The sequence below is a fragment of the Pseudomonas syringae pv. cilantro genome, from assembly GCF_001293775.1.
GTDB lineage: Bacteria > Pseudomonadota > Gammaproteobacteria > Pseudomonadales > Pseudomonadaceae > Aquipseudomonas > Aquipseudomonas syringae_P.
In genome coordinates this window covers 274,285-297,162 of the sequence record NZ_LGLN01000067.1, presented here as the reverse complement: position 1 = coordinate 297,162, position 22,878 = coordinate 274,285, and the positions used below count along the sequence as shown (strand labels likewise).

23 protein-coding genes and 3 pseudogenes are annotated in these 22,878 nt (G+C 59.4%); 17 read left to right on the top strand and 9 right to left on the bottom strand.

What is annotated here, in order from left to right:
* The 3 genes and pseudogenes from ABJ99_RS27430 to ABJ99_RS18585 all read left to right on the top strand — a co-directional run.
* Window positions 1-103 (top strand): annotated as a pseudogene (locus tag ABJ99_RS27430) (permease); the annotation flags it as partial.
* Window positions 104-239: 136 nt separating this feature from the next.
* A pseudogene (locus ABJ99_RS29275) lies at window positions 240-756 on the top strand (hypothetical protein).
* A gap of 59 nt (window positions 757-815) precedes the next feature.
* Complete coding sequence (locus ABJ99_RS18585; RefSeq protein ID WP_054087073.1) at window positions 816-1,391, top strand: GNAT family N-acetyltransferase; 576 nt, start codon at window positions 816-818, stop codon at window positions 1,389-1,391.
* 68 nt (window positions 1,392-1,459) lie between these two features.
* Here the strand turns inward: ABJ99_RS18585 and ABJ99_RS18580 are convergent, their stop codons facing one another.
* Complete coding sequence (locus tag ABJ99_RS18580; RefSeq protein WP_054087072.1) at window positions 1,460-3,028, bottom strand: TerC family protein; 1,569 nt, start codon at window positions 3,026-3,028, stop codon at window positions 1,460-1,462.
* A gap of 656 nt (window positions 3,029-3,684) precedes the next feature.
* Between ABJ99_RS18580 and ABJ99_RS18575 the strand changes: the two genes are divergently transcribed.
* The 5 genes from ABJ99_RS18575 (at window position 3,685) to ABJ99_RS18555 (ending at window position 6,573) form a co-directional block, all read left to right on the top strand.
* Window positions 3,685-3,966 carry a hypothetical protein gene (locus ABJ99_RS18575; protein ID WP_054087071.1) on the top strand — a complete coding sequence of 94 codons (282 nt, stop codon included), beginning with the start codon at window positions 3,685-3,687 and terminating at the stop codon, window positions 3,964-3,966.
* A gap of 124 nt (window positions 3,967-4,090) precedes the next feature.
* Window positions 4,091-4,432, top strand: coding sequence for an FKBP-type peptidyl-prolyl cis-trans isomerase (locus tag ABJ99_RS18570; RefSeq protein WP_054087070.1), 342 nt, complete (start codon window positions 4,091-4,093; stop codon window positions 4,430-4,432).
* Window positions 4,433-4,575: 143 nt separating this feature from the next.
* Window positions 4,576-4,809 carry a hypothetical protein gene (locus tag ABJ99_RS18565; RefSeq protein ID WP_054087069.1) on the top strand — a complete coding sequence of 78 codons (234 nt, stop codon included), beginning with the start codon at window positions 4,576-4,578 and terminating at the stop codon, window positions 4,807-4,809.
* Between the two features lie 33 nt (window positions 4,810-4,842).
* Window positions 4,843-5,547: a YoaK family protein gene (locus tag ABJ99_RS18560; RefSeq protein WP_054087068.1), complete on the top strand. Its 705-nt coding sequence runs from the start codon at window positions 4,843-4,845 to the stop codon at window positions 5,545-5,547.
* 63 nt (window positions 5,548-5,610) lie between these two features.
* Window positions 5,611-6,573 carry a class I SAM-dependent methyltransferase gene (locus tag ABJ99_RS18555; protein WP_054087067.1) on the top strand — a complete coding sequence of 321 codons (963 nt, stop codon included), beginning with the start codon at window positions 5,611-5,613 and terminating at the stop codon, window positions 6,571-6,573.
* A gap of 49 nt (window positions 6,574-6,622) precedes the next feature.
* On the opposite strand, the gene ABJ99_RS18550 is transcribed toward ABJ99_RS18555, so the two are convergent.
* Together ABJ99_RS18550 and ABJ99_RS18545 are read right to left on the bottom strand one after the other, a co-directional pair.
* The gene (locus ABJ99_RS18550; RefSeq protein ID WP_054087089.1) at window positions 6,623-8,242 is read right to left on the bottom strand and encodes a methyl-accepting chemotaxis protein; all 1,620 of its coding nucleotides are present in this window, start codon (window positions 8,240-8,242) and stop codon (window positions 6,623-6,625) included.
* A 194-nt stretch (window positions 8,243-8,436) separates the two neighbouring features.
* Window positions 8,437-9,276 carry an IclR family transcriptional regulator gene (locus ABJ99_RS18545; protein WP_054087066.1) on the bottom strand — a complete coding sequence of 280 codons (840 nt, stop codon included), beginning with the start codon at window positions 9,274-9,276 and terminating at the stop codon, window positions 8,437-8,439.
* Between the two features lie 241 nt (window positions 9,277-9,517).
* Here ABJ99_RS18545 and ABJ99_RS18540 point away from each other — a divergent pair, with 241 nt between their 5' ends.
* The 9 genes from ABJ99_RS18540 (at window position 9,518) to moaA (ending at window position 18,866) form a co-directional block, all read left to right on the top strand.
* Complete coding sequence (locus ABJ99_RS18540; RefSeq protein WP_054087065.1) at window positions 9,518-10,546, top strand: ABC transporter ATP-binding protein; 1,029 nt, start codon at window positions 9,518-9,520, stop codon at window positions 10,544-10,546.
* A complete protein-coding gene (locus tag ABJ99_RS18535) occupies window positions 10,543-11,415 on the top strand; it encodes an ABC transporter permease (protein ID WP_054087064.1) in 873 nt (290 codons plus the stop codon). The genes ABJ99_RS18540 and ABJ99_RS18535 overlap by 4 nt, the downstream gene beginning before the upstream one ends.
* 3 nt (window positions 11,416-11,418) lie before the next feature.
* On the top strand, window positions 11,419-12,213 hold the full coding sequence (locus ABJ99_RS18530) for an ABC transporter permease (RefSeq protein WP_054087063.1): 795 nt from the start codon (window positions 11,419-11,421) through the stop codon (window positions 12,211-12,213).
* 17 nt (window positions 12,214-12,230) lie between these two features.
* Window positions 12,231-12,521: a (2Fe-2S)-binding protein gene (locus ABJ99_RS18525; protein ID WP_054087062.1), complete on the top strand. Its 291-nt coding sequence runs from the start codon at window positions 12,231-12,233 to the stop codon at window positions 12,519-12,521.
* Complete coding sequence (locus tag ABJ99_RS18520) at window positions 12,518-13,894, top strand: FAD/NAD(P)-dependent oxidoreductase (RefSeq protein WP_054087061.1); 1,377 nt, start codon at window positions 12,518-12,520, stop codon at window positions 13,892-13,894. Before ABJ99_RS18525 ends, ABJ99_RS18520 begins: the two co-directional genes overlap by 4 nt.
* Window positions 13,891-15,066, top strand: a complete 1,176-nt coding sequence (locus ABJ99_RS18515) for an NAD(P)/FAD-dependent oxidoreductase (protein WP_054087060.1) — start codon at window positions 13,891-13,893, stop codon at window positions 15,064-15,066. Before ABJ99_RS18520 ends, ABJ99_RS18515 begins: the two co-directional genes overlap by 4 nt.
* Window positions 15,063-16,115, top strand: coding sequence for an ABC transporter substrate-binding protein (locus ABJ99_RS18510; RefSeq protein ID WP_054087059.1), 1,053 nt, complete (start codon window positions 15,063-15,065; stop codon window positions 16,113-16,115). Before ABJ99_RS18515 ends, ABJ99_RS18510 begins: the two co-directional genes overlap by 4 nt.
* 139 nt (window positions 16,116-16,254) lie before the next feature.
* Window positions 16,255-17,601, top strand: a complete 1,347-nt coding sequence (locus ABJ99_RS18505) for a cation:proton antiporter (protein ID WP_054087058.1) — start codon at window positions 16,255-16,257, stop codon at window positions 17,599-17,601.
* A 266-nt stretch (window positions 17,602-17,867) separates the two neighbouring features.
* Window positions 17,868-18,866 carry a GTP 3',8-cyclase MoaA gene (gene moaA / locus ABJ99_RS18500; protein WP_054087057.1) on the top strand — a complete coding sequence of 333 codons (999 nt, stop codon included), beginning with the start codon at window positions 17,868-17,870 and terminating at the stop codon, window positions 18,864-18,866.
* 26 nt (window positions 18,867-18,892) lie between these two features.
* Here moaA and ABJ99_RS18495 read toward each other — a convergent pair whose 3' ends face one another.
* From ABJ99_RS18495 to ABJ99_RS18470, 6 genes and pseudogenes are all read right to left on the bottom strand, one after another.
* On the bottom strand, window positions 18,893-19,426 hold the full coding sequence (locus tag ABJ99_RS18495) for a DUF3833 domain-containing protein (protein WP_054087056.1): 534 nt from the start codon (window positions 19,424-19,426) through the stop codon (window positions 18,893-18,895).
* Between the two features lie 17 nt (window positions 19,427-19,443).
* Window positions 19,444-19,968, bottom strand: a complete 525-nt coding sequence (locus tag ABJ99_RS18490) for a chalcone isomerase family protein (protein WP_054087055.1) — start codon at window positions 19,966-19,968, stop codon at window positions 19,444-19,446.
* Window positions 19,969-20,227: 259 nt separating this feature from the next.
* Window positions 20,228-20,545: a hypothetical protein gene (locus tag ABJ99_RS18485; RefSeq protein ID WP_054087054.1), complete on the bottom strand. Its 318-nt coding sequence runs from the start codon at window positions 20,543-20,545 to the stop codon at window positions 20,228-20,230.
* Window positions 20,546-21,103: 558 nt separating this feature from the next.
* The gene (gene ycaC, locus ABJ99_RS18480; RefSeq protein ID WP_054087053.1) at window positions 21,104-21,733 is read right to left on the bottom strand and encodes an isochorismate family cysteine hydrolase YcaC; all 630 of its coding nucleotides are present in this window, start codon (window positions 21,731-21,733) and stop codon (window positions 21,104-21,106) included.
* Between the two features lie 76 nt (window positions 21,734-21,809).
* Window positions 21,810-22,025: pseudogene (locus ABJ99_RS18475) on the bottom strand (amidohydrolase); the annotation flags it as partial.
* Between the two features lie 104 nt (window positions 22,026-22,129).
* Window positions 22,130-22,744 (bottom strand): antibiotic biosynthesis monooxygenase, encoded by a 615-nt coding sequence (locus ABJ99_RS18470; RefSeq protein ID WP_054087051.1) that lies wholly within the window; start codon window positions 22,742-22,744, stop codon window positions 22,130-22,132.
* Window positions 22,745-22,878 lie beyond the last annotated feature (134 nt).

The following is a 22,878-nucleotide window of genomic DNA, read 5'->3' as shown; positions in this document are numbered from 1 at the left end:
GGCTCGATTCAAGCACGAGGTGTTGTTCAACAAGTACCTGAATTTTCTCCACACCGTGCTCCCGTGCACTGCTGAATTCACCAAAAAAGCCTGGAAAGGGTAAATGCGATGAAAGCCATAAACTTTTTTAAATATATTAGCCATGAACATCTGCACGCTCGCTCAGCACTTCAAGTGTCAATAGAAAAATAGGCCAGATATAGAATGTCTACTCTAAAAATCGCAGAGAACACTTTGCCATGATCAAGAAAAAAGCACTTGACTTAGAAAAAAGCCAATTAGAAAAATTTGAAGACTTACTTTACCCCAAGACAATCAGAGATGTTTTAAACTGGAAGATCAAAACACTTGCGAGGTCGCCTAGAGAAATTATGATTACGCAATCCGTATTTATTGCAATCTACCTGGCAGCGAGTTCGCTTTATATCTGGGGGGGGCTGGAAACCGTTCCTGGAAACTCCCCATTTACTCGTGGGCACGATATTAGCGCTAGCCGGTATTCTTGCCTACTTCGTAGGCCTGCTTATCCGCCAAAAAACCATCTACATCTACACCATAAAAACTGACTGCGCCCACCTGGAGTACTACCTCCACTACCCCGACTNNAAGCGTCTGATGATCGTCACTCACCGCACCGACATCACGCTGGGTTTCGAGGCCCGCTTCCAGCACGAGGTACTGTTCAACAAGTACTTGAATTTCCTCCACACCGCACTCCCCCCAACGGCCGAATTTACCGAAAAGCCTTGGAAGTGATAACACGCTCACGCTAACGTACGGTCCATTGTTCAAGCCCACTTTCACCCAGGCCCCTCATGATCCAGATCCGCCCCATGACCCCGGAAGACTTCGACCGCTTCTGGCCCACCTTCCAGGCCATCGTCATTGCTCAGGAAACCTACGCTTACGATCCTGCGCTCACTCAGGAGCAGGCGCGTAATCTGTGGATGACGCTGCCGCTGCACACGCTGGTTGCCGAGGAAGACGGTCAGTTGCTGGGCAGTTATTACCTCAAAGCCAATGCAGCAGGTCCGGGGGATCATGTCTGCAACTGCGGCTATATGGTGACGAACGCAGCGCGCGGTCGGGGTGTTGCGCGGTTGATGTGCGAGCACTCGCAGCAACTGGCGCGGGACAGCGGCTTTCTGGCGATGCAATTCAATTCGGTGGTGGCCAGCAACGAAGCCGCGGTGGCGCTGTGGACCAAGCTGGGTTTCGAAACGGTTGGGCGTTTACCCAAGGCTTATCGTCATGCCCGATTGGGGCTGGTGGACTGCCTGGTGATGTTCAAGTGGCTGGCTGAAGCGCCCGTGGCTGCTGAACCTGCGCAAGCCAGGCTGATCGGTCGCAAGAATATCGAGTCGGTGGTGTCGCGCCCGCGCCGAAAATAGGCTGGCGCGTACATGAAAACGGGGCCTGCTCACAACAAGCAGGCCCCGCTTTTTTTTCAGCTCTGCGCTTATTTACCAGCGCTCAGTTCGGGCTGCTTTTGCAGCACCACTCTCGTCACGCGGCGCTCTTCCACACCGACCACTTTCAGGTTCCAGCCCTGCCAGCTCAAGCTGTCGCCGGTAGACGGCAAGCGGTCGAACAGGCTCATGACCAGTCCGGCTAGAGTCTGGTAATCCTCGGTCGCCTTGGCCTGAAAGCCGGTGCGTTCGCGAATCAGGCTCAGGTTCAAGGCACCCGAGACCACGAATTCATCACCCCGCACGACAATGTCCGGGCCTTCCACTTCACTGGCGTCCGGCAACTGACCGGCGATGGATTCCAGTATGTCGGTCATGCTCAGCACGCCGATGAAATCACCGAATTCGTTAACCACAAACGCAATGTGGGTCGACTCCTTGCGCATCTGTTCCAAGGCATTGAGGATCGTGAAGCTTTCCAGCAGGTTGATCGCCTTGCGTGACATCAGCTTAAGGTCGGGCTCGTTACCGGACAGCAGCTCTTTGAACAGCTCCTTCTTGTGCACAAAACCCAGTGGCTCATCGATGCCGCGTTCGCCGATCAAGGGCAGTCGCGAGTACGACGAGTGCATCAGTTTCAGGCGGATTTTCTCGGCATCGTCGTTCAGGTCGATGTAGTCGATCTCGGCCCTCGGCGTCATGACCGTGCGAATCTGACGCTCTGCCAGTTGCAGCACGCCGCTGATCATCACCCGCTCACGACGGTCGAATACCGGTTCGTTGCTTTCGCCTTCAAGCATATCGGTGATTTCCTCATCGACATCACCGGATTCCAGTCTGCGGCCACCCAACAGACGCATGACCGCATGCGCCGCACGTTCGCGACGCGGCAGATGGCCATGCGCCGACTTCTTGCTGCGCTTGCGGGCGATCTGGTTGAACACTTCGATGAGAATCGAGAAACCGATCGCCGCATACAGATAGCCCTTGGGAATGTGAAAACCCAGACCTTCGGCGGTCAGGCTGAAACCGATCATCATCAGGAAGCCCAGGCACAGCATGATCACCGTCGGGCGACTGTTGACGAACCTGGTCAGCGGCTTGCTGGCGATCATCATCAGGCCGATGGAGAAGATCACCGCGATCATCATCACCGACAGGTGTTCAACCATGCCCACCGCCGTAATCACGGCGTCCAGCGAGAACACCGCATCCAGTACGACGATCTGCGCCACGATGGGCCAGAACAGCGCATAAGCGGCGTTGCCGGCGCGCTGCGCCACATGACCTTCCAGCCGTTCGTGCAACTCCATGGTGGCCTTGAACAACAGGAACACACCACCGAACAGCATGATCAGGTCACGGCCGGAGAAGGTTTTATCGAAGATCTCGAACAACGGCTCGGTCAGCGTCACCATCCAGGAGATGCTCGCCAGCAGGCCAAGACGCATGATCAATGCCAGCGAAAGGCCGATGACGCGCGCCTTGTCGCGTTGTTCAGGCGGCAGTTTGTCGGCGAGGATGGCGATGAAAACCAGGTTATCGATACCCAGCACCAGTTCCAGCACGATGAGGGTCAGCAGGCCAAGCCATGCCGTAGGGTCAGCGATCCATTCCATGGCAGTTATGCAGCCTCACGGGAAAAATGGCAGAAAGTGGCTTGGGTCACTGTAGACCAGACGCTATGGCGAAACGCCAGACACGGCGTAGCAACACCGTAAAGTGAGGGCCTGACGAAATCGGGACAGTGCAAAAGACGGGGTAAATCAACGCGAGAGTGAGACAGGCTGCTCGGTAAAGAGGGCATCACCGGCCGGTCATAAACGATGGAAGAAGGACAACTCGGAGGCTCCTGAAGGGTATTCATACAGTCCTGAAAATCAATACGGGCGCTGATCGTACAATAAGGTGATCTGTTTCGCACTTGGCAGAAGTATTACAAGAATTGACTGCGTCAGCGCTGTTGCTGAAGGCCCTGTTCACCCGCAGAGCAAGCACGCAGCGACATTTTGCCGCACCGTCAGAAGCGACCAGTTGTCTGACAACAGGCTGTTTCGGGTAGAAGCGAGAATTCATTTGTTTTAAAATGTTGCCATAACGTCACACAGGCGCAGCGTCCAGGACGATTTTGGACACCGGTTCATTTGCCCTGCCGACACGAATCATAAAAAGAAAGCCCGTCATAGACGGGCTTTTTGCGTTTTCAGCTTTTGTATCCGATGCCGTCGATGGCATCCAGGCAACCCGTTTTCTTGATCTATGAGGTGACCTCCCCATGCTGCGTATCGTTGTTGTTCATTTTTTCCAGTGGCTCAAGCGGCTGTCGTCCGCGCTGTTCTTGCGCAACGCAGAGGATAATTACTCCCGCAGCTTCACGCGGGAAAACGATGACCAAGGCCGCTGGACCTTCGTGTCGATCGTCATCGTCCTGACCCTCAGCCTCTATTGTCTGGCGGGCCTGGGTTATTACGCCAAGACCAACATCTGGGACGGCTTCACCCAGGAGCAGAAAGAAAACATAGCTCAGGCCATGGTCGTCAGTTCGCAGAACCTCTGAAAAACGACAGTCTGTGCAGACCGAACGGGGAAGCGAACGCTTCCCTGTTTTCGTTCCGGCAACTTGTCACGGACGGTTATTTCTGCGAAAAAGCCAGCCTGTCACACGCACTGGATAATCCGGCATGAGCAATGATTTACAGGTCGTCGATGTACACATCGGTGATGGCAAAGCAGTGGTCAAGGGTGCGCTGATCACCACGCATTACACCGGCACGCTGCAAGACGGCACGGTGTTCGATTCTTCGCACGAGCGTGGCAAGCCGTTTCAGTGCGTGATCGGTACTGGACGCGTCATCAAAGGTTGGGATCTGGGCCTGATGGGCATGCAGGTGGGCGGTAAACGCCAGTTGTTCGTACCCGCCCATCTGGCCTACGGCGAGCGCAGCATCGGGGCTCATATCAAGCCCGGTGCCGACCTGAGATTCGAGATAGAACTCCTGGAAGTGTTGACCCGCGACGACTGAATAGCAGCTTGCGGGCTAAACCTGACCGTAAACACGCCGATACCTCTATCAAGGCGCGGTCAACGCGCAAGCCCGATTGCTTGTTATCGCGGAAAAAGCCATGCTCCGGGCATGGAATTTCAGGTCTTCGCACAGGAACACGTATGGCGCTCAATAAGTCGACTCAAGAGCTGAAGAAGCACTTGAAAGGCACCGCAACAAACCTTGAGAGCACGGCTGAAGAAATCCTCAAGCTCGCTTCGCAGATGAAAGACGTCGACGTTACGGCCATTCTGCAGATGGTCAACCGACTGTACAGCGACGCCGATCAGCTCAAGGCCTATGCCGATGAAGTACGCGCGAAAAGAATCGTGCGCGCCAAGCCGCTGAACATCTGACCTTACGGTCGCTGCTGGTCCAGAGGACCTTTTATGCTGCCACCGCCTTTCAGGGTCAGCGCCAGCCCCGGACATCTGCACATGCAGAAGTGGCGCGGCCGGGTCGGCATGACGCTAGCCGCAAGTCTGTCGGTGCTGGCAGGCATGACGGACGCCATTGGCTTCATGGCGACCGGCGACTTCGTTTCCTTCATGAGCGGTAATACCACGCGCCTTGCCGTCGCGATCAGTGATGGCGATCTGAATATGACCGCTCGCCTGGCGCTGGCCATTTTCACGTTCATTATCGGCAATGCGCTTGGCGTCGTTGTCGCACGGATGGGCGGCCGCCGCGCGCTGCCGTTGCTACTCGGTATCGCCACATTGCTGTGTGCCGCTGCGGCGTGGCCTTCGGAAAGCCATGTGCTGGCATTGGTCTGGGCGATTCTGGCGATGGGTATGCTCAATGCGGCCGTTGAACAGGTCAATGGCCTGCCGGTCGGCCTGACCTACGTGACCGGCGCACTGTCGCGATTCGGCCGCGGTTTGGGTCGCTGGGTTCTGGGGGAGCGCAAGCATGGCTGGCGTATTCAACTGGTGCCCTGGGCCGGCATGTTCATCGGTGCCGTGATCGGCGCGCTGCTTGAACAGCGCCTGGGGCTCAATGCGTTGCTGATCAGCGGCAGCCTGTCGGCTTTGCTCGGTCTGGCGTCGCTGAAAATCCCCCATCGCTGGCAACGTCGCTATATGCCGCGCTGAACCTCGTGATTCCCGTTCGCTGAATCGTTTACCATACGCCGCCTTTCATCACCGACCGCTGTCATGACCCCTGAAGCACTCGCGACCCTGCAACACCATCTGCTCGATGCCCTGAGCCATGTCCCGAACGAAACCCGCCGACTGTTTCACGGCCGTGGCCGCGTATGGCAAGGGCTGGAGCACGTCACCGTCGACTGGATGCAGGGCGTGCTGCTGGTCTGCGTATTCAAGGAACCGCAGGCGTCCGAGCTGGAAGCATTGACGCAGATGCTGACCGGGCTGATCGACACGCCTCAGTGGCAGCACAGTCAGGCCCACACTTTGCTGTTGCAACAGCGATATCTGCCGCAGAGCACCACGCAATGGCTGGCTGGCGAGGTCATGGACGAATGGGTGATCACTGAAAACGGCCTGCGCTACAAGGTCGATTTCGGCAAAAAGCAGAACAGCGGTCTGTTTCTCGACATGCGCTACGGGCGGGACTGGGTGAGGGCTCAGGCCAAGGGCAAGCGTATCCTCAATCTGTTCGCCTACACCTGCGGTTTCTCGGTCGCGGCCATTGCCGGGGGCGCCGACCATGTGGTGAACCTGGACATGGCGCGCGCCGCGCTGAATCGCGGTCGCGAAAACCATCGGCTCAACGATCACGATCTGAGTCGCGTGACGTTTCTGGGCCACGACCTGTTCAAATCGTGGGCCAAGGTGACTCGCTCCGGGCCGTATGACCTGATCATCATTGACCCGCCCTCCTTCCAGAAAGGCAGCTTCATGCTCGACAAGGATTATCAGCGCGTCCTGCGTCGCTTGCCAGAGCTGCTCGACGAAGACGGCACTGTACTGGCGTGCATGAACGATCCGGCACTTGGGCCGGATTTTCTGATCGGGCACACGGCAATCGAAGCGCCCTGCCTGCGCTTTCAGGAACGTCTGGAAAACCCTCCGGAATTCCCCGACGCCCGCGTCGACGGCGGTCTGAAAGCGCTGGTGTTCAAGGCCGAAGGCTTGAGCCGCACGGGCTGGGCGTAAACACCTGAATCTGACCGGCTCTTCGCTGACGGAGAGCCGGCCGGATTCGTCAGGCACTCAGGCGCGAGATGACGTCGGTAAGGCCTGCCGAAAGACCTTTCAGGTCATGACTGGCGCTCTGCGTACGCTTGACGTTGTCCTGATTGGTCACGGCGATGGCCGTGATTTCAGTCAGATTGCGCGAAATGTCTTCAGCCACGGAGGTCTGCTCCTCGGCGGCGGTTGCGATCTGCCGGTTCATGTCGCGGATGTTTTCCACCGCCACGGTGATGCGTTGCAGGGTCGCTCCGGCGTGCGTGACTTGTTCGACGCTTTCCTCGCTGCGCGCCTGACCGCCCTGAATGGCCTGCACCGCATCAGAAGCGCCGGTCTGCACCGAACTGATGATCTGATTGATCTCGGCGGTGGAGACGGCGGTACGTTGTGCCAGCGTACGGACCTCATCGGCCACTACGGCAAAGCCACGTCCAGCTTCACCCGCACGTGCCGCTTCGATGGCCGCATTGAGCGCCAGCAGGTTGGTCTGATCGGCGATGCCGCGGATCACTTCCAATACCTTGCCGATGCGCCCGCTGTCGGTTTCCAGCCGCTGAATGACATCGGCCGTCGAAGAAATCTCGTTGCGCATGCGAGTGATGGTCGCGATGGTCGATTGCATGACCTTCTCGCCATCCTGAGCGCTCTGATCAGCTTCATCGGCCGCGCGTGCGGCATGTGCCGCATGTCGGGCAACTTCCTGAGCCGTGGCGGACATTTCGGTCATGGCAGTGGCCACCTGATCAGTACGTTCGAACTGCTCATGAGTGCCCTGCGCCATCAGCTCGGCAATCGCATTCAACTCGCCGCCCGCGGTGTCCAGGTCGGTGGTGCTGCGTTTCAGGCGACTGAACGTATCAGCCAGGAAATCACGCAGGGTATTGGCGGCAACCGCCAGACGCCCGAGTTCGTCCTGCCGGGTGACGTCGACACGCGCGCCGAATTTTCCTTCACTCAGCTGAGCGACGTATTCGATGAGCATGCGGATCGGCGCGATCAGGTTGCGATTGACCATCCACAGCGCCAGCAGCCCCACCAGCAGCGCGGACACCAGCATCACCACAGCGCCGATCAGGACAGTCCGTTCAGCTTCATTGCTGATCACAATGGATTGCGCGTCGCTGGACTTGTGCAACTGATCGACCAGACCAGCCATCTGTTCACTGGTCGAGCGGTCGACGCCTTTGACCGCTGCGTCACCTGCGGCAGCGTCGCCGCCGGCTGCGATAAAAGCATCACGGCCGGTGCGATAAGCCGTGCCCAACGTCAGGTGCGCCTGTTGCAGCGTCTGCACCTGGCTTTTCAGCGATGCATCAGTGCCTTTCATGTCGGCGAGCTGGCCCAGCGTGCCTTGCACTTTGCGTTCCTGCTCTTCGAACTGCCCCCAGTATTTGTCGCGCTCGGCAGGCGTTTTTCCGCGCAGCAGGACGTTCTTCCATTCCTGAACCTGGATCTTGAATTGCAGATTGGCGTCGTCGACCAATTGAGACGCGCGAACCGGACCGCTCAAGAGGCTGCGGTAGGCTTGCACGTTATCGGAGAGGAAGTTGAAGCAGGCCAGTGCAATGATCAACACAAGCACAAGGCTGCCGCCAAGCAAACCAAGAATTTGGAGCCTAAGGGATTTGAACATCACGACGATCTCTGAAGACAAAGAGGTATGCGTCAGCGCGCATAAAATGACAGGCCCCATCCCTTACGATCGTTCTGGAAAACGAAGCCGTATGGCCCAATGCAATCATCATCGGCTTGGATGAATTTATCTTTAAAAACAGCGACGACCGGTCAGTACGGCAATCAGGCGTCAAGATAACACCGGAGGCCGACTTATTCCGCCTGCCCGAACACCTGGCTGGGGCGCCGCAGCGTCGGGTCGAAGGGATTGATCCGGGCGCTGAGGGTCGCCGCTTCGCGCTTGAGCAACTCCACCACCGTCATCAGCCGATCAGGGCCCAGGCGGTCGCTGATGGTTGCCACGCTGAGCGCAGCGACCGAACGCCCGTTGCGGTCCAGAATCGGCACGGCCAGCCCGGCCATGCCTGGCAGCGCGCCGGTGTTGCGGGCGGCGTAGCCAAGGCGGCGCACGTTAGCGACCTCCGAGCGGAGAAACACTTCGTCATACAGATGGAAGTCCTTGAGGCGTGGCAGGTTGTAGGCAATCACCGTTTCCCGTTCGTCTTCAGGCAGAAATGCAAGGATCGCCAGACTGCCCTGCCCCACACCCAGCGCCACCCGGCCACCGATATCGCCGGTGAACGTGCGGATCGGGTACGGGCCTTCGCTGCGATCCAGACAGATCGCGTCAAAGCCGCTTCGCGCCAGCAAGAACAGCGAGTCGCCCAGTGATGCAGACAGGCGCAACAGGCTCGGGCGTACCAGGTCACGCAGGTTGCCGCTGTTGCCGGCTTTGGCAGCGAGCGCGAAGAATTCGATACTCAGCCGGTAACGCTTGCTGAGCACATCCTGTTCGACCATGCCTTCGTCCATCAGGCTGCGCAGCAGGCGGTGCGTGGTCGGTTGCGACAAGCCGACACGCTGCGCCAGTTGGGTCACGCGCTCACCGCTTTCATCGCAGTCGCCCAGACAACGCAGGACGACGAACAGTCTGGACACCGCGCCGACACCAACATCACGAGCGTCGTTATTCCGTTCAGTGGAATTACTCATAACTAATTCTCTATTTATTATCACCGAATGAATTAATTGAAAAAAATAGCTCATTCAGTGAAATTTGCCATTGAGCGCATCCTAGCCTTCGTCCTACTCTCGGTCCACAGGGGCGATTTGAACAATCATCGGCAGCCGACTCAGAGCGAGCGCCAACGTCCACAGAATTGCATGACCTCATTTCGCATCTGCCCATGACAAACGCGCGCCTCGGCGCGCCCGTATTAAGGTGGAAGCAGGCATGGCATTTCTGCAGCTCGAAGGGCTCTCCAAACGCTACGGTTCCATAGACGCCGTGGTTGCAACAAACCTCTCCGTGGACAAGGGCGAATTCGTTTCGCTGCTCGGTCCCTCCGGCTGCGGCAAAACCACCACCTTGCAAATGATCGCGGGCTTCGTTGACGTCAGCGACGGGCGCATTGTGCTCGACGGTCGGGATATCACTCACGCCAAACCCAGCAGTCGGGGCCTGGGCGTGGTGTTTCAGAGCTATGCGCTGTTTCCGCACATGACCGTGGCCGACAACGTTGCGTTCGGCCTGCGAATGCGCAAAGTGTCCGCTGCCGAACTGCAACAGCGGGTGACCCGGGTACTGGAGCTGGTTCGCCTCGGCCAGCACGCCGCGCGCTACCCACGCGAGTTGTCAGGCGGCCAGCGGCAGCGGGTTGCACTGGCCCGGGCACTGGTCATCGAGCCGCCGGTGCTGCTGCTCGATGAGCCGCTGTCGAACCTGGACGCCAATCTGCGTGAAGAAATGCAGTTCGAAATCCGCCGTATCCAGAACGAAGTCGGTATCACCACGTTGATGGTCACCCACGATCAGGCTGAAGCCTTGTCGATCAGTGACCGAGTGGTGGTCATGCAGGCCGGACGCATCACCCAGATCGACAAGCCGTATAAACTCTACGAGCACCCACGCACTCGCTTCATTTCCGGTTTCGTCGGCAAGGCCAATATGTTGCCGGGTGACCTCGACAGTGACGGCTGCCCGCAAATTCGACAACTGCCCGGCGACGGCGCACTGACCCTCAGTCTGCGCCCGGAAAAAATCGATCTGGTCGCCCCCGGCTGCGGACGTCTGTCAGGGCGCATTCGCACGCGCTATTTTCTCGGCAGCCAGTGGCTGTACCGCATCCAGACAGGCATCGGCGAAATAACCGTGGTCCGCCGCAACGATGGGCAAGCGCCGCTTGAAGAAGGAGCGCCGGTCGGCATGGACTGGCCAAGCGATTTGCTGCGTGTGCTGGACGCCGACGAGGTGCGCGCATGAGCCTGTTGACCAGGATGCGTCAGGGCCGACGCGGCTACTGGCTGTCAGCCCCGGCGCTGGCGCTGTATATCGGCTTGCTGGTGCTGCCGCTGGGCCTGACCCTGGTGCTGTCGTTCAACGTGTTCGATTATCAGGTCGGAGTCAAAAGCGACAGCTACACGCTGGCCAACTACGCGGCCGTGCTCAGCGACTCGTATTTCTATGAAATCTTCTTGCGCACCTTCTGGATCAGTGCACTGGTCACCCTGCTGTGCGTGCTGATCGGCGTGCCGGAAGCCTACATTCTGAGCCGCATGGGTACGCCGTGGCGCTCGATATTCCTGATTCTGATCCTTACACCGCTGCTGATCTCAGTGGTCGTGCGAGCCTTTGGCTGGAGCCTGCTGCTCGGCGCAGACGGCCTGATCAATCAGGCAATCCAGCTTATGGGCGGGCGGCCGGTGAAACTGCTGTACACCCCGTTTGCCGTGATCATCGCGCTGGTGCACGTCATGTTGCCGTTCATGATCATCCCGGTCTGGACCTCCTTGCAGAAGCTCGACCCCACCGCCGAACAGGCCGCGCTGTCGCTGGGCGCCAGTCAGGCCAAAGTGATGCGCCTGATCGTTTTACCGCAAGTCATGCCCGGCGTGTTGTCCGGCTCGCTGATTGTGTTCGGCCTTGCCGCCAGTTCATTCGCCATTCCCGGCCTGCTCGGCGGACGCCGCCTGAAGATGGTCGCCACGGTGATCTACGACCAGTACCTCTCGGAATTGAACTGGCCGATGGGTGCAACCCTTGCGGTCGCGCTGCTGCTGGTCAATCTGCTGGTGATGCTGTCGTGGAACCGGATGATCGAAGGCCGTTACAAGAAAACTCTGGGGGAATGATTCATGTCCAAGAACGGTCCGTTGGCCCTGTCGTTTCACGCACTGGTAGTGATTTTCATGATGGCCCCGCTGGTGGTAGTGTGCCTGGTGGCCTTCACCCCGGAAAACACCCTGAGCCTGCCCACCACTGACTTTTCGTTGCGCTGGTTCAAGGCGGTGTTCGAACGCGCCGACTTCATCGACTCGTTCTACAACAGCCTGGTGCTGGCGTTCATCTCGGCGACCCTGGCGACGCTGATCGCGGTCCCGGCCGCCCTGGCAATCACCCGACACACATTCCCGGGCCGCAACTTTTTCAACGCGCTGTTTCTCTCGCCGATCATCATTCCGCATCTGGTGCTGGGCGTGGCGATGCTGCGCCTGTTTGCGCTGATGGGGGTGAACGGCAGCTTCAGCTGGCTGATCTTCGCCCACGTGCTGGTGATTACTCCTTATGTGCTGCGGCTGGTGCTGGCCGCGGCAATCGGTATCGACCGCAGCGCCGAGCAAGCCGCCGAGTCATTGGGCGCAAGCCGTTTCACGCTGTTTCGCCAGATCACTCTGCCGATGATCCTGCCCGGCGTTGCAGGCGGCTGGCTGCTGGCTTTCATCAACAGCTTCGACGAGGTCACGCTGTCGATCTTCGTCACCTCGCCTGCCACCCAGACCCTGCCGGTGCGCATGTACGTCTATGCCACCGAATCCATCGACCCGATGATGGCCGCTGTATCGGCGCTGGTCATCGCCCTGACCGCCATCACCATGATCCTGCTTGACCGGGTCTACGGGCTGGATCGCGTGCTGGTCGGCAAACACTAACCCGGAGCTATCACGTTATGGCACTGCTCAAGCGACTGGTCGAACGCGACCGCCCGGCCCTTTCTTTCACCCTGGATGGCCAGCCGGCCAGCGGCTTATTGGGCGATACCCTGTTGACGGCGGTGCTGACCGCCAGCGAGCACTTGCGCGGCAGCGATTTCAGCGCCGAGCCACGCGCCGGCTTCTGCATGATGGGCGCGTGTCAGGATTGCTGGGTGCGTCTGGGCGACGGGCAGCGGGTGCGCGCCTGTTCAACGCTACTGGAAGCCGGTCAAACGGTGCTTCGCGAACCGGGGCGGCGGACATGAACGAGCGCAACGTCGTCGTCATCGGCGCCGGCCCGGCAGGCGTTCGTGCCGCGCAGATGCTGCTGGCCCACGGTATAAAGGCGTGCCTGATCGACGAAGGCCTGCGCGGCGGCGGGCAGGTCTATCGTCGCCAGCCGGAAAACTTCCAGCGCTCAGCCAAGGCGCTGTACGGTTTTGAAAGCGGCAAGGCAGTGGCGCTGCATCAAACCCTCGACACGCTGACACAGCAGATCGACTACCGTCCGCAAACGCTGGTCTGGAACGCCGAGAACGGACAGCTCGATACCCTGCACAACGGTAAGACAGCAACCCTTGATTACGCACAGTTGATCGTCGCCACGGGTGCGACGGACCGAATTCTGCCGGTGCCTGGCTGGACACTGCCCGGCGTCTACAGCCTCGGTGCCGCGCAAATCGCCCTGAAATATCAGGGCTGTGCGATTGGCGAACGCGTGGTATTTGCCGGCAGCGGGCCGCTGTTGTATCTGGTGGCCTATCAATACGCCAAGGCGGGTGCACAGGTGGTCGCGGTGCTGGACAGCGCGCCCTTCTCCGCCCAGTGCAAGGCGCTGCCCGCACTGCTCGGCCAGCCGGGCACGCTCACTAAAGGCCTTTATTACCGCGCCTGGCTGACGGCCCGAGGCATACCGGTGTATCAAGGCGCTCAGCTTTTGCGCATCGACGGCGAACAGCGGGTCACCGGCGCACAGTGGACGCGCAGCGATCAAGCCGCTGATCTGCCTTGCGATGCAGTGGCGTTCGCCCATGCCCTGCGCAGCGAAACGCAACTGGCAGACCTGCTGGGCTGCGATTTCGCCTGGAGCCCGCTGAACCGAGCCTGGTTGCCTGCGCGCGATGACTGCGGGCGCAGCAGCGTATCGGGCGTTTACCTGGCAGGCGATGGTGCGGGAATCATGGGCGCCGACGCGGCGGAAATGGCTGGCGAACTGGCAGCCCTGAGCCTGTTGCAGGACCGTGGTATCGACGTCGACGCCTTGCGTGTCAGCGATTTGAAAGCCGGCTTGCAACGCATTGAACGCTTTCGTCACGGGCTGGAAACGGCGTTTCCGTTCCCCGAGGAATGGGCTGTCAACGTGCCGGACGAGACCCTGGTGTGCCGTTGCGAAGAAGTCACGGCGGGCGACATTCGCAGCACTGTGCAGGAAGGTCATTGGGAGATCAATCGGGTCAAGGCCATGTGCCGGGTCGGCATGGGGCGCTGCCAAGGCCGGATGTGCGGCCTGGCGGCGGCCGAGATCGTCGCGCACGAAAGCGGACGCCCGATCGAGCAGGTCGGCCGCCTGCGTGGCCAGGCGCCCATCAAGCCCATTCCGTTCGGCGTCGAACCACACGCGGTGGAGCAGCTACCATGACCGCGCTGATTGAAACTGAGGCGATTGTCATTGGCGGCGGCATTGTCGGCGCATCGGCCGCCCTGGCGCTCGCCCGCAAAGGCAAGAGTGTCGTCCTGCTGGAGCGCGACTTCTGCGGCTCGCACTCCAGCGGCGTCAACTATGGCGGCGTCCGACGCCAAGGCCGCCCTCTGTCACAATTGCCGCTCTCACAACGCGCACACCAAATCTGGGGCAACCTGCGTGAGCTGATCGGCATCGACGGCGAATACCAGCGCTCCGGCCATCTCAAACTGGCGCGCAGCGAGCAGGACATGAATGCCTTGCAAGCCTACGCCGAAGCCAGCCGCGAATTTGGCCTGAATCTGCAATTGCTCGATCGCAAACAATTGCGCGCTCGTTATCCGTGGGCGGGCGATGTCGCGGTCGGCGCGTCCTTGTGCGCTGACGACGGGCATGCCAATCCACGTCTCGTCTCTCCGGCCTTTGCCCGCGCCGCTCGCCAGGCGGGTGCGCAGGTGTTCGAACAGGCGGCTGTCAGCGACGTCAGCCATGACGGCCAGGCCTTCACGGTCAGAACCAACAGCGGCCTTACCCTGCGCGCGCCGTGGCTGCTCAATTGCGCAGGTGCCTGGGCCGGGCAACTGGCAGCCCAATTCAACGAACCGGTGCCGATGTATTCCGGGCATCCGGCGATGCTGGTGACCGAGCCGCTGCCGATGTTCATGGACGTCAGCACGGGCGTCGAAGGCGGCGGGATCTATGCCCGACAGGTGGCCCGCGGCAACTGCGTGCTCGGCGGCGGCCAGGGGTTTGCCCTCGACCCGGCCCGCGCCAGACCGGGACAAGCGGCGCTGCTGGATATCCTGCGCAATGCCGCCGAACTCTATCCGCCACTCGCCGGTGCCCAGGCGATACGCACCTGGAGCGGCACCGAAGGTTATCTGCCGGACCGCGAACCGGTGCTGGGTCCGAGCCTGACCCGGCCGGGCCTTTTGCATGGTTTCGGCTTTGCCGGAGCCGGTTTCCAGATTGGCCCGGCAGCGGGTGAAGCGCTGGCGGAATGGGTCTGCGCGGGATCTTCGTCGATCTCGCTCGACGCTTTTTCCATTGGCCGCTTTCAGCTATCTCCCGTTCAGCTTGCCCCCGTTACGAACGTCATCCCATTGCACAGAGGAAGGTCGCCCCTATGAAAAACCCCCACCATTTCGCCCGCACCGGCCTGTCATGCCTGCCTCTGGCAGCGGCGCTTTTTTGCCTGCCTGCGCAAGCGCAAACCACACTGTATCTAGGCATGAATGGCGGGACCATGGAGCGGCTGTATGCCGATCAGGTCCTGCCTGCGTTCGAGAAAGCCAATAACGTCAAAGTGGTGATCGTGCCGGGCACCTCGGCTGACATCCTCGCCAAGGCGCAGGCCAGCAAAGACAACCCGCAGATGCACGTGATCTTCCTCGACGACGGCATCATGTATCGGGCGATTTCCATGGGCCTGTGCGACACCCTGCAACCGAGCAGCGGGCTGAGTGATCTGCCAGCCAAGGCGAAAATCAAGGAACAGGCAGCGGCGGTCAGCCTCGGCGTCACGGGTCTGGCCTACAACACGCAAATGTTCCAGGAGAACGGCTGGAGCGCACCGACTTCGTGGATGGACCTGGCCGACAAGCGCTTCAAGGACAAGGTGGTGTTCCAGTCGCTGGCCTCTTCGACCTTCGGCCTGCACGGTTTTCTGATGTTCAACCGCATTCAGGGGGGCAGCGAGAAAGACGTCGAGCCAGGCTTCAAGGCCTGGCCAAAAACCATCGGCCCCAACGTGCTGGAATACATCGCCAGTTCGGCGAAGATTTCCGAGATGGTGCAGACCGACGAAGCTGCGCTGTTTCCGCTGACACCCACTCAGGTGACCGCATTGAAGATCAAGGGCGTGCCGGTGGAGTATGCGTCGCCCAAGGAAGGCGGCGTGGTGCTGAACGTGGCGGAATGTACGCTGGCCAACAACAGCCAGCCGGATCTGGCACAGAAGCTCGCCGCGTATCTGCTCACGCCTGAAGCGCAGGCACCGGCGTTGGAGTTCGGCGATCAGATCCCGTCCAACCCGAAAACCCCGACCAGTGACAAGACGCGCGCTCAGGTCGAGGCGATGGAAAAATACTTGGAGACCGCGGTGACCATCGATTGGGATCAGGTCAACCTGATCCGCCCTGAGTGGAACGCCCGCTGGAGCCGCAGCATCGAGCGCTAGCCCATCGCCTGCCTGGCCGCTGACCGTCAGCGGCAGGTGTTTTTTACCGCCCGGCAAATTATTTCAACTTATTACCGCATAGCGCAGTCCCACCGTTACGCCCTCTTCTCAGGGCGCATTCAACGATGGTTCTTTGTCTATGAGTTTTATTGTCTGCATGAGCGTACTCGGCGTCCTGTTGATGCTGCTGGCGCTCACTTCTTCCTATCTGCGCTGGATGCCCGTCACCACGTCGGCAGTCTGCCTGGCATTCGGTTTTGGTATCGGCCCGATGGGCCTCGATGTGGTTAATCTGGATTTCAAGGAATCCCATGAATGGCTGGAGCGTCTGACCGAAGTGGCGGTGCTGTTTTCGCTATTCGGCACCGGCATCAAGCTGCGCCTGCCGTTGAGCGGCAAGGCCTGGCATTCGGCTTACTGGCTGGCCGGGCCAGTGATGCTGGCGACCATTGCCGGGGTCAGCGTCGCGGCGCATTACCTTATCGGGCTGGACTGGGGCGTATCGGTGTTGCTCGGTGCCATGCTCTCGCCGACCGATCCGGTGCTGGCGGGGATGGTCCAGGTCAACAGTGCGCAGGATCAGGATCGCCTGCGCTTTGGCCTGTCCGGCGAGGCCGGGCTCAACGATGGCACGGCCTTTCCTTTTGTGATTTTCGCTTTGCTGTACCTGACCTCCGGTGGCGGCATGGCCAACTGGATAGAGAACTGGCTGCTCAAGGATTTGATCTGGGCCGTCCCGGCGGGCCTGCTGATTGGCTTCTTCATGGGACGCGGCGTCGGGCATCTGATGATTTTTCTGCGCATCAAGAATGCCGACAGCACCACTTCGCCCAACGATTTTCTGGCCCTGGCGTTGATCGCGCTGGCGTATGTGGTCGCGCAGAGCGTGGGCGCGTTCGGTTTTCTGTTGGTGTTCGCCGCAGGTTTCGGCTTGCGTCAGGCCGAAGTCCGCACCACCCGCTCGGATGTGCCATCGGAACACGTGGCACAGCCCGTGCTCGGGCATATGACGGCTTCGCTGGAAAAAGGCACGGTGGCTGACACCAACGACTTGAGCGATTCCCAATTGGCCGCCGGCGTCATGATGGGCGACATGCTGGTGTTCGGCAGCCTGGTGGAGCGAGCCATGGAAGTGCTGCTGATCACCCTGCTGGGCGCCGCACTGGCGTCCTATTGGGACTGGCGCGCCATCGGCCTTGGGCTGGCGCTGTTTTGCGTCATCCGCCCGGCGAGCGTCTGGCTGTTGGTCAGTCGACGTCTGCTCAACCCACGGCAGAAGGCACTGGTGGGCTGGTTCGGCATTCGCGGCATTGGCAGCCTTTATTACTTGTGCTTTGCCCTGTCGCACGGCCTGGCGGATGATGTCGGCCAGGTTGTCATCGGTATGACGCTGTCGGTAGTGGCGTTGAGTATTCTGGTGCATGGCATCAGCATCCAGCCGTTGCTCGAACGCTATGAACGCAGTACAGCGGCGAATTCTGACTGAACAGTGCGTGCCAGAGCCGTTGCCATAGAGCAAGTCGATGAGCGTATCGGAACAAGCAATTGGACTGCGGCAATTCGTCTCGGTTAGCGTAGCGATATACAGCCTGTGCATTCTGCGCCTTGTATGGCTACTATGAAGACAAAACAAGGCACTCTGCCAGCCTGTCCGCCGATGCAACCCGGCGTTCAGTGTGCAAAAGACCTGAACCCCTGCAACGCGCTGGCCTCCAAACGGAATGCAGCTTTATCAATCAGTCAGAAGGTGAAATGTCAGAACCCGTCCTGATGGACCGCTTTGCCCGCAAAGTCGATTATCTGCGCATGTCGGTCACCGACCGGTGCGATTTCCGCTGCGTGTACTGCATGGCCGAAGAGATGACATTCCTGCCTCGGCAACAGATCCTGTCACTGGAAGAAATCCTCCAGGTGGCCGAGCGCTTCGTCGCACTGGGCACCCGCAAGATCCGTCTGACCGGTGGCGAGCCGCTGGTACGTGCCGGCGTGGTCGGGCTTTGCGAACGAATCGCTGCGCTGCCCGGCCTGCGCGAACTGTGCATGACCACCAATGGCTCGCAACTGGACAAGCTCGCAGCGCCACTGTTCGACGCGGGCGTCACGCGCCTGAACATCAGCCTCGACAGCCTCGACCCGCAGCGCTTTCGCGAGCTGACCCGCACGGGTGATCTGCACAAGGTCATCGCCGGCATCGACGCCGCCAACGCCGCGGGCTTCGTGCACACCAAACTCAACTGCGTGGTCATGCATGGCCGCAACGACGACGAGATCAACGACCTGGTGGCGTTCGCCATTGATCGCAACCTTGATATCTCGTTCATTGAAGAAATGCCGCTGGGCATCATCAGCGAGCACAGTCGCGCCGAATCCTTTTACTCCAGCGATCAGGTCCGCGAGCGCATTGCCGAGCGCTACACACTGGTGCCGTCTACCGATTCAACGCAAGGCCCGTCGCGCTACTGGCGTCTGGCAGAAGCACCGGGGATTCGCATCGGCTTCATTTCCCCGCACAGCCATAACTTCTGCGGCACCTGCAACCGCGTACGCCTGACGGTCGAAGGACGTTTGCTGCTGTGCCTGGGCAACGAGCATTCGTTGGATTTGAAAGCGGTATTGCGCGCCAACCCAGGTCAGCCGCAGAAGCTCGAGAAAGCCATCATCGACGCGATGCAGTTGAAGCCCTGGAGCCACAACTTCACCCATGACGACGGTGTGCAGGTGGTGCGCTTCATGAACATGACCGGCGGCTGACCGGCACGCCCGGTCTGTCCGCCCGGTTATTTGCCGGTCTTGCGAAAGAACAGCGTGATCTGCCCTACTTCAACGCCCAGTTTGCTCATGGACGAACGATTGGCCATGGTCTGCTCGTCGATCAGGTACATCCAGTCATCCAGACTGACGTCGTATTCGGTGCCGTCCACTGGCAGCCTGAGCACGTAATTCCAGTGGAAGCTGTTGCCTGCCACTTCGCCATACGCCTCGCCGACCACGTCTCCCGCGGTGCCCTTCCAACGGCCAGGGCCATCGGGGCGCAAACGCCATTCGCGAACCTGCCTGGTGCCATCGCTGTAACTGAAGGCTTCGTGCATGACCAGCACTTCGCCTTCACTGTGGCCCTCAATCACCACGGTAAAGCGCTTGGTCACCTCACCCGAACGTTTCTGAAACATGCCCCAGGCTTCAACACGTCCGGTGAAGTATTTGCGCAGGTCCAGCTTCGGTGCTTCCTGGCTGTAATGACTGACAGGCACACCGCCGCAGCCGCTCAGCGCCAGGCCCAGACACAGCAACACCATCCATTTTCTGAGCATGCGCCCTCCGTGAGTAATCATGAGCCAGCACTTCCGAGCAGTTCTTCACGCAGCTCCGGGTTGCGGGTTTTCGGGTCAAGCCAGATCGAGAAAAAAGCTTTGGCGAACTGGCTGTCGGGGACTACGTGCTGCAGTTTAGTGCCCACGTAGAAGCGCGCCTCACGACCAGGCAGATAAACGCCGGTGATCTTCATACCGGGCTGCACATCGACGAACGATTGCTGCATTTGCTGGCGCCATGCCGTCAGTTGATCAGCACTGACAGCGGCTCCGGAAATACGCTTGATTTCATCGATGCTGGCATCGACCAGGTCTTCACGGTCGATGGCGCGGTGATACGTGAGTTCGAGTGCCAGCGGCGCGTCGGCCGTGAAAGGCTTTGCCGGGCTGGACAGCCTCGCGGTGTAGATGCGAAACCCGAACAGGGTGAGTTCGCCGCTGCCTACCACTTGCGCATTGGGTAGCGCTTCACGCCAGTCTGCCAGGGCGCTGCCGCTGAGCAGAATCAGGAACCATAACCATCGTGGCGCACGCGTGGGCATCGACAACCTCTGGAGATGTACCGCCGGGGCAGAGACCGACGGCCAGAAAGTCATGAGAGCCAGCAGTGTGGTCTATACCGAAACCGGGAAAAACAGCGCCAAACACGCTGACTCGTGAGCGGAATCTATACCACTCATTTGATTTTGTACAACAATAAGACAAGGATTCAGGGTTAAAGCTGAAACGGTTCTGTTATCTGGCTGATACAGCCTGCTCCCTTCCAGGGTCGGGAGCAGACTCCGCGTAGTCGGCAGCTAATCAGGCCACCTGCGAATGCGCATGGCGCTGGGTCTTCTGCCATTCGCTTTTCAAGGCTTGCAGCGTGTTTTCCATGAACGTGAGATCCGCAGCGGCCTTCTTGCCGACGTAGCCCTGTCCACGGCGGAACATCTTCAGCGCAACACGCATCTGTGGATGGGCGTCGCGGAACTCGCACTCCCGGGTATGCGGCGCCATGGCATCGACATGCACTTCACCGGACTCGGCAATCCATACAATGTGGTCGTCCAGCGTGTCTTTGCGCGTGGCAAACAGGCTGGCCAATTGATCGATAGTCGGTTGTTTGTTGATATTCATGTTGATGCTCCTTCACTCGCAGACTGTTCAATAGTTGATACATCAAGTTCATGCGCCGGACGGTCATCCACGAACCCCGATGGAGTGTTCGTCGAATACAGTTCCAGCCCCTCAAGGACATGCAGGTAGCCTTGATGAGAAGCCGCTACACAGCGGCGTCAACGTAGCAGAGAAGAAGTCACGAAACCCAAAGACCCGGCCCGGAATCGACAAGCGATCCGCTACAAGCATCATGAGGACGTTTCGCCAGCTTCCCGCCTTTATCGACGACGATGCCAGGTCAGCTTCATCAATCTGCCTTGTGGGCAGCCCTACATCCGGGAACATCTCGACGGCTTGTCGAGCCTGCTCAGTACCGCTTTGCTGCGCTCCCGATCAGGGAGACAGCTGCATAATGCAAGGGCAAAAGAGGCGCGTCAACGGTTATGTAGTGATTATTTTTAATCACTACATAATTTGATTGCGGACGTGCAGTTACGTGAAAAGCTGACTGAATAGTCACCGCAGCGGCACTGTCCGCACCGTGTCACACTGACACGAGCACCACTCAGGGCGCATTCACTTTGCGGTAAATGCGCTGTAGCTGTTCATCAGGTTGCGGTAGTTGGGGATGCGTTGGGACAGCAGATTGGCCAGGCCTTCCATATCATTGCGCCAGTCGACTTGCAGTTCGCAGGCGACCGAGAACCAATTGACCAGTTGCGCACCGGCAGCGCTCATTCGCGCCCAGGCGGCCTTCTGCACCGTCTCGTTGAAGGTGCCGGACGCGTCAGTGACGACGAACACCTCGAAACCCTCGGCCAACGCGCACAAGGTCGGGAACGTCACACAGACATCGGTCACGACACCGGCAATGATCAGCTGTCGGCGACCGGTCGCTCTCACCGCGTTGACAAAGTCCTGGTTGTCCCAGGCATTGATCTGCCCGGGGCGCGGAATGTAGGGCGCGTCCGGAAACATCTCCTTGAGTTCCGGCACCAACGGACCGTTCGGCCCACTCTCGAAACTGGTGGTCAGAATCGTCGGCAACGCGAAGAATTTCGCCAGATCAGCCAACGCCAGTACGTTGTTCTTGAACTCATTGGGTGAGAAGTCCTGCACCAGCGAGATCAGCCCGGTCTGATGATCGACCAGCAAGACCGCAGCGTCATCTTTGTTCAAGCGTTTGTAAGGAGTAAGCGTGCTCATGGTTGATTCCTCATGGATAAGGGTATCGCTGATGGGTGTCTCTAAAGGTTCAAGCCAGCTGACTTCAACTGCACGTGCGGATCAAAACGCAAAACGAGTCGTTGAGGCCCGGAATCGCCGTGTGTTTTTGCAGGTCGATCACCTGTGTCGCGCCGGCGCGCAGCGCCATCACTTCGGCGTCGCTGCCCACTGCAACAAAACGACCCTCGCTGATCGCCACCGCAGTGGCTTCAGGCTTTGCATGGTCAACCGTATGAAACTTACCGTTGAACAGAATCAACTCGACGCTCATGGCGATACCTTTGGCGGAAGTTTTAAAGGCACTGGCAGGACAGGAGAATGACAAAGAGGGGAAGATCGTTTTGGCGCGGGCTGGCTTTATCGTCAGTCATCAGATCACTTTCCCTGTGAGTGTTTCGCGGAAGCATTCAACCAAGGCGCCAATAAACGGGTCGTCGTAGGCATCAGAACGTACACCACCAGCAAAACGATGGTCACCGTCACCAGCGCTGTGCTGACGAAATAGCCCGACAGCCAGAAAACCTGCGCAAACACCGTCCGCCACACCTGCGGAATCAGCAAGGTCAACGGCAGAATGACCAAGTACGACACGCATGCCTGCTTCCAGCGCGGCGGTGGACTGCGATCTTCGGTCGGTGGCGTAAACCAGAACTCGTTGTGAGGGTTGACCTGCGTCTGATCACCATCGGCAAGCATAGGCGCAGCCTCCGCAACCAGCTGGCGCCGCTCGTCGGAGTCCAGCCATTGCTGCATCACCAACGTCGATTGAAAACGCAGCACACTGGTGAACATCTGCAAGCCAGCGTCCTTGCTGCGAATCACATCCACGCCCAGATGCCCCGGCTGCTGACCGGCAATGGTCACGATACGCCGCAGCCAGCTCTCGTAATCAGCTTCACGCCCGGCCGTAACCCGGTGCTTGATGACCAGTGTGACCACTTCGTTCAGTGAGGGGTTGTCAGGGGTGTGGGGTGGTGCTGAATCGGACATGGTCTGGGCTCTGGTTGGGGAAGTGAGAGCCGGATTGCACTTGACGTGCGTACTGCGCCGGCGGCCCGACGTACACGATAGTGCATGGTCAGCCGTACGCCAGAACGGTTCACTGTCTAGTCCTGAAATAGGTT